The following is a 6413-nucleotide window of genomic DNA, read 5'->3' on the forward strand; positions in this document are numbered from 1 at the left end:
GCTATGCGGGCGAGCGTCTCGTCGGGGGCCGCGGCGAGTTCGAGCTGGATCTCCGCGATCGAGCGGCCTTCGGCCTGGCGGCGTTTCACCGCGACGAGCTGGAGGAGGTGGCGGTGGCCGTACAGGGCGTTGCGGCCGCGCCGGGCGAGCGGCGGGTCGACCAGGCCGATCGTGGTGTACCAGCGGATCAGCCGGGCGTTGGGGAGGTCGCGCACCCGGCCGCTGACCTGCGCGGCTCCTTCCGCCGCGAGAGCGGCGGCGGCGCGTTCCGCCAGCTCGCCGATGGTCCAGGTACCGTCCATGGCTCGATGATGACACTGTCATCGTGACACTGTCAACTGCGATTTGGTGATCGTTTCGAGGAGGTAGTCGCGCCGGCGTTCGTCGGGGACTCGGGGTGTCTGCCTCGCGCTGGAGTGGACGGCAGTGCCTGTCGGGTCGGGCGATGCGCGGGAGCCATTCGCGGGAGACGCCTCGGTCCCGTGAGGTGTGGAGTGGGCGGCGGGCCCGTGGGGCCGGGCGATGTGCGCGATATTGGCGATCTCCGATGATCATCAGCCGGAGCGCGGCGGACCTCCTCGCTCCGGCTGATGATCGGCGCACGAAAGGTTGATTTTGTTGATGTTGGAGTGATCCTTCGTAAGGCAAGTGGGCCGATTCCAGCACTTCACTCTGTGTCGCAGTAGGGGTGCTCATCGAGATGCTGTGCTGGTCATGGCAAGCGTGCGATAGTTGCAGTATGTCGGTCAAAGCGCGCAAATCGCTCTATTGCGACACTCCGTCGGAGTCGCCATGAGTGGTACATGAATGGGGTTCGGTATCCCAGTTGGATCTTCTGAAATGGCCAGTAAAGAACGCGAAGAGCCTTTACCTTTTCCGGTATGAACGACCATCTCCTGGTCGAGGCGCTACGCGAGCGCGATCCCAGCGCCCCGGCCGCGGTGTACGACGCACATGCCCACCGGCTCTACGCGTACTGCTGGTTCCAGTTGCGCTGCCGCGACACGGCGCAGGTCGCCCTGCGCGACACGTTCATCGTGGCGGAGGCGCACATCGGCAAGCTGCGCGATCCTCACCGGTTCAAGGCGTGGCTCTATGCCATCGCCAGGCTGGAGTGCGCTCGGCACATGCCGCTGCGGAACAAGACCCCGGACATGCCGGTCGCCAGCCACGACCAGGAGGATGTCGACCAGCGCATCACGGCCTGGCACGCGGTCCTGGCGTTACGTCCGATCTCGCGAGAGATCCTGGAACTGAGCATCAGGCATGGACTGCCGGTGCCCGACCTGGCCGTGGTTCTGGGCCTGTCCTTGAAGGGCGCCCAGGATGCGCTGGACCTCGCACGGGTCGAGCTGGAGGACGCGCTGGTCGCGGAGATGCTCGTGCAACAGGGTCCTTATGGCTGCGGCAGGCGTGCGCTGCTGCTGCGAGAACGGTCCGGCGAGCTCGATCACGACCTGAGCGGACGGCTGAGACGGCACGCGGAAGCCTGCTCCGTCTGCGGTTCGCTCCGCCCCCGCTCGGTCTCGGCGAGGAAGGTGTACGGGCTGCTGCCGGACGCGCGTCCGGCAAAAGAAACGCGGCTCCGTGTCATGAGCTGCTTTCTGGACCCCGAGCTGGTGGGTTACAGGCTCTTCGTCGCCACCCGCGTCACGGAGTTCACCTCCGATGGCTTCCCCGTCCAGGACCTGCGGTCGAAACGGGGCACCCGCCAGAGCGGCGGAGGCTCATGGCTCGGCCGCTTCCGCAAGGCGCCCGCCGCCGCACCGGCGGGGATCGGCGCGCAGGCCGTCCGTGCCGCGATGGTGCTCACGGTGGTGGCGTTCCTGTCCGGCGGTGGGGTCGCGTCGATGTACGGAGTGCTGGGCACCAACGGGAACCCAGCCGAAACGGCCGCCGGTCCGCAGCCGACCGTGGTGCCCGGTGTCTCTCAGACACCGGAGACCAGACGGCCGCCTGAGATGAGCCCGGACGGACCCGGGCCGCTTGACGCCGTCCCTGTGTCGGCCACGTTCCCGTTCGGCGCGCGCGCCTCGTCCGCACCTCCGACGGCCGTGCCCGAACCGCCACCAGTGCCAGTCTCCGGGACCGAGCCCACAACGTCTGCGGGCATCCTGGTCGTCTCACCGCTCTACCTGGACTTGGCAGGAGGTTCGGACGGCTCCATAGAGGTGCGAGCGGAAGACGGACCTGTGGCCTGGCAGACGAACACCCAGGGACCTGTTCAGATACAGCCGTCCTCTGGCCGTCTTCAGTCCGGGCAGACCGTGACCCTGCACGTCCACGTCTCGCGCGGTCCGGACGACCGTGGGGCCGGCACTGTCACCTTCCGGCCGGGCGGCGTCCAGATGCACGTCACCTGGCGGAAGGACGCACCGCCCGACCCCGACCCAGACCCCTCGCCTACGCCGACGGGCTCCAGTTCGGCGAGCCCCTCTGTGCCGCCCGAGACGCAACGACCGGGAAGCCCTCAGCCGACACCGACGGATACGGAGCCGCCAGGAAGCAGTCAGCCGGCGCCGACACCGACACCATCGACCCCTGCGCCGACATCACCCCCTGGCACAGCCCCTGAGGCAACACCGTCTCCGACAGGACGGCCGTCCGACGAGAACCCACCGAGCGTGGGGCCGACAGCCACCGGATGACGGGAAAGTCTCGGCCGTGAACGGCCTGCCTGGAGCGGCGCGTGTACCGACCATTGCCCGAGTCAACTACTCTTCGTAGGTGATCGTTTGCGCTAAGCAGTGCATCCCCGGGGGAGGACGTGCTCATGGCAACCGGCGCAGCAGACACCCGCCACCGCCGTGCGGTGCGGCCCCCCGCCCTGAACACGATGCTGCGGGTGGTCGCCTTCGGCTCCGGCCTGGCCATGGGCATGAGCCTGCTGGTGCCGGCCGCGTCAGCGCGTCCGTCCGCCGACCCCGGCCCTAGCGCGAAGGACCTCGAACGGACCGAACGCCAAGTGCGGGAACGGGCGGCCGAAGTCGGCCGGACGAAAGCCAAGCTCGCGCAGGCGGACGGCGAACTCGACAGGCTCGGCGTCGCCGCGGAGACCGCCATAGAGCGATACAACGGCGAGCGGGTGCAGCTGCAACGCGCTCAGCGCGCGTACTGGGACACCCAAGGCCGTGTTGCCGAGGCGGACCGGAGGGTGGAGGAGAGCAGGGCTGAACTGGCGTCGTTCGCGGCCCGGGTCTACCAGGACAACACCGGCTACGACCAGATCTCGTCAGCGCTTGTCGGCGATGGCGGCCCCCAGGGCTTCATGGACCGTGCGGGGATGGTCCAGATGCTCACCCAACGGCGGGCGGCCATGGTCGGCCGCGTGGAGGCGTCCAAGAACGTCGCGGACGTGTTCCGCCGCCAGGCGGAGGCCGCGTTCGAGGAGCAGCAAGCCGTGACGCGGCGGGCCGAGGAGGCCAAGCGGTTCGCGGAGGAGGCGGTGGCGAGGCAGCAGGCGTCCGTCCAACGCATCGAAGCCGAGAAGCGGCGCCTTGAGCGTCGGCTCGGCGATGCCAAGGCCCATGCTGCTCGCGTCAAGCGCGCGCGGGAAAGGGCGAGGGAGAAGGCCGAGGCGCGCAAGGCACGTTCCGCCTTCGCAGGCTCAGAGGCTCCCGCCACAGGACTGACCTCGTCCGCCGCGCGCGGTGCCATCGCCGCCCGGGCGGCGCTGAAATGGCTGGGCACCCCGTACGCGTGGGGTGGAGGCAACATGTTCGGGCCCAGCCAGGGGTTCGCTCAAGGCGCGGGCACGGTCGGCTTCGACTGTTCGGGCCTCGCCATGTACGCGTGGGACAAGGCCGGTGTACGGCTCGACCATTGGACCGGTACCCAATGGACGTCGGGCCCGCATGTGTCCACGAGCGCGTTGCGCCCGGGGGATCTGGTCTTCTTCGCCACGGATTCGTCCGACCCTGCCACCATCCACCATGTCGGCATCTACATCGGCGACGGCCAGATGGTGGAGGCGCCCTACACGGGGGCCGAGGTTCGCGTATCGAGCATTCACCGCGGTGACCTGATCGGTGCCACCCGCCCGGGATGAGCCGTGGTGCCCATGGACGGCGAGGACCCTTCCGCACGGCGTTCCGTGCGGAAGGGTCCTTACGGGATCGTGTCGCGGGGGCGGCGGGAGCGGATCAGCGCCGTCTGCGACTCCCGGCCCCGGCGCTCAGTGGCCGCCCTGGTCCGCGGCGCGCTTCCGGGAACGCTCGATCTCCAGCTCGGCTTCGACGCGCCCCACCCAGCTGGCGCCCTCGACGGACTTGCCGGGCTCCAGGTCCTTGTAGACCTCGAAGAAGTGCTGTATCTCCAGGCGGTCGAACTCGGCGACGTGGTGGATGTCGCGCAGGTGCTCCATGCGGGGGTCGGTGGCGGGGACGCACAGGACCTTGTCGTCACCACCGGCCTCGTCGGTCATCCGGAACATGCCCACCGCGCGGCAGCGGATGAGGCAGCCCGGGAACGTCGGCTCCTGCAGCAGGACGAGCGCGTCCAGCGGGTCGCCGTCCTCCCCTAGGGTGTCCTCGATGAACCCGTAGTCGGCCGGGTACTGCGTCGAGGTGAACAGCATGCGGTCGAGCCGGATGCGCCCCGTCTCGTGGTCCACCTCGTACTTGTTCCGCTGGCCCTTCGGGATCTCAATGGTGACGTCGAAATCCAAGATGTCCTCCGCTCCCTGCGCGCTCGCAGTGAATAGTCTTCCGGGAGCCCGTGGGTGAGGCCGGCCCCACAGGGCGAGTGTTCCCTCGTATAAGGATGTCGCACGTTGGTGAGTGCTGAGTGGGAGAGGGGCGGTCACGTGCCTGGACGGGGCCGGGCCCTCGTGATTCTGTCGCTGTCCCTCCTTAACGTTTTCACCGTCGCCGCCGGGCTGGCAGTGGCGAAACTCACACCCGAGCGTCATCTGTCCCCGCAGCCCCCCAGCGTGGCGGAGCGCGACCCGGTGCGCGTTCCGGCGTCCGCGGTCGTGGTCCCCGCGGCCGATCCCGCGTCGGGCCGGGCGCCGAACCCCTCCGTCCTGGCTGGACGGCTGGCGCCGCTGATCGGCGGGCCGAAGGCGAAGATCAGCGCGGTGGTCGTCGACGCCGAGACGCGCCGGTCCCTGTACGCGCTGGGTGCCGATCGGCCCGCCACCCCCGCCTCGACGACGAAACTGGCGACCTCGGTCGCGGCGCTGGCCACGGTCGGCCCCGCGTACCGGATCGCCACCCGGGTCGTGCGCGGTACCGGCGGCGGAATCGTACTGGTCGGAGGCGGGGATCCTACCCTGACGGCCCTGCCGCCACGTCCGGGGGCGGGGCATCCGCCCTATGCGTCCCTCTTGGACCTGGCTCGCCAGACGGCTGCCGCGCTGAAGGCCGCCGGTGTGCGAGAGGCGCGCGTTGACTACGACGTGTCCGCGTACCAGGGCCCTTATACGGCGGCTGGGTGGAAGCCCAATTACCTGCCGGACGGCGAGGTCGCGCCTGTGACCGCTCTGACGGTCGATGAGGGCCGCGTCTCCCCGACGGACCCGACCAAGAAGACGAGGGTCTCCAACCCGCCCGCCACTGCGGTGAGGCAGTTCGCGTACCTGCTGTCCAAGCAGGGAATCAAGGCGAAGGCAGGAGAGAGGACGGTGGCGCAGGAGGGCGCCGAGAGGCTCGGCATCGTCCACTCACCGCCGATGACCGCTCTGGTGGAGCACCTGCTGACCGACAGCGACAACGACGTCGCCGAGGCGGTGGCCCGCCAGGTCGCCATCAAGCTGGGGCGTCCGCCGACGTTCGCGGGGGCGGCGCAGGCCGTCCAGCAGGTCCTGGGCCGGCTCGGTGTGGCGGAAGGCGTCTCGGTCAACGACGGCAGCGGCCTGTCGCCGCGCAACCGGATCTCGCCGATGGCGCTGGCCAGGATCGTCTCGCTCGCAGCCGGCGAGAAGCACCCGGAGTTGCGCGCGGCCATCACGGGACTGCCGGTCGCGGGATTCTCGGGGACGTTGAGCCCGCCGCGCTACACCACGGTGGGCAGCCGGGCGGGCGCCGGCATGGTCCGCGCCAAGACGGGCACCTTGGCGGGCGTCAGCACGCTGGCCGGGCTCGCATATGACGCGGACGGGCGGCTGCTCGCGTTCGCCTTCATGGCGGGGGACGGGAAGGGCCCGGTCGATCCCGGCAAGCTGGACCAGTTGGCCGCGACCGTCGCCTCCTGCGGCTGCGGCTGACGCCCTGTGGGGTGCGGGCGCGGCTGGGCCTGCGGGGCGCGGGTGCGGCTGGGCCTGCGGTGCGCGGCAGCCGGCTGGGCCTGCTGGGTGCGGCTGCGGTCGAGCTGCGGTTATCCACAGGTGGGCGTTCTCCTGCGTTGAGGCGTGGGGCGATGCGAGCGTGAAGGGGTACGGTCCGCCCCCGGGTGGGTGGGGCCTGATTTTTGGG

General features: G+C 69.8%; 5 protein-coding genes. 3 read left to right on the forward strand and 2 right to left on the reverse strand.

Going from position 1 to position 6413, the window contains the following annotated elements; genetic code table 11:
- Positions 1-302, reverse strand: a 302-nt coding sequence (locus ETD96_RS39205; RefSeq protein ID WP_138641550.1) for a MerR family transcriptional regulator, incomplete at its 3' end; no start/stop codon positions are given.
- Positions 303-881: 579 nt separating this feature from the next.
- On the opposite strand from ETD96_RS39205, the gene ETD96_RS39210 reads away from it, so the two are divergent.
- Both ETD96_RS39210 and ETD96_RS39215 read left to right on the forward strand, forming a co-directional pair.
- Positions 882-2648, forward strand: a complete 1767-nt coding sequence (locus ETD96_RS39210) for a sigma factor (protein ID WP_138641551.1) — start codon at positions 882-884, stop codon at positions 2646-2648.
- 125 nt (positions 2649-2773) lie between these two features.
- The gene (locus ETD96_RS39215; protein ID WP_240808546.1) at positions 2774-4048 is read left to right on the forward strand and encodes an NlpC/P60 family protein; all 1275 of its coding nucleotides are present in this window, start codon (positions 2774-2776) and stop codon (positions 4046-4048) included.
- 126 nt (positions 4049-4174) lie between these two features.
- Here the strand turns inward: ETD96_RS39215 and ETD96_RS39220 are convergent, their stop codons facing one another.
- A complete protein-coding gene (locus ETD96_RS39220; RefSeq protein ID WP_131943154.1) occupies positions 4175-4666 on the reverse strand; it encodes an inorganic diphosphatase in 492 nt (163 codons plus the stop codon).
- 264 nt (positions 4667-4930) lie between these two features.
- Between ETD96_RS39220 and dacB the strand changes: the two genes are divergently transcribed.
- A complete protein-coding gene (dacB, locus tag ETD96_RS39225; protein WP_240808547.1) occupies positions 4931-6205 on the forward strand; it encodes a D-alanyl-D-alanine carboxypeptidase/D-alanyl-D-alanine endopeptidase in 1275 nt (424 codons plus the stop codon).
- Positions 6206-6413: the final 208 nt, after the last annotated feature.

Source organism: Actinomadura geliboluensis (assembly GCF_005889745.1).
In the GTDB taxonomy this organism is placed as follows: Bacteria; Actinomycetota; Actinomycetes; order Streptosporangiales; family Streptosporangiaceae; genus Spirillospora; species Spirillospora geliboluensis.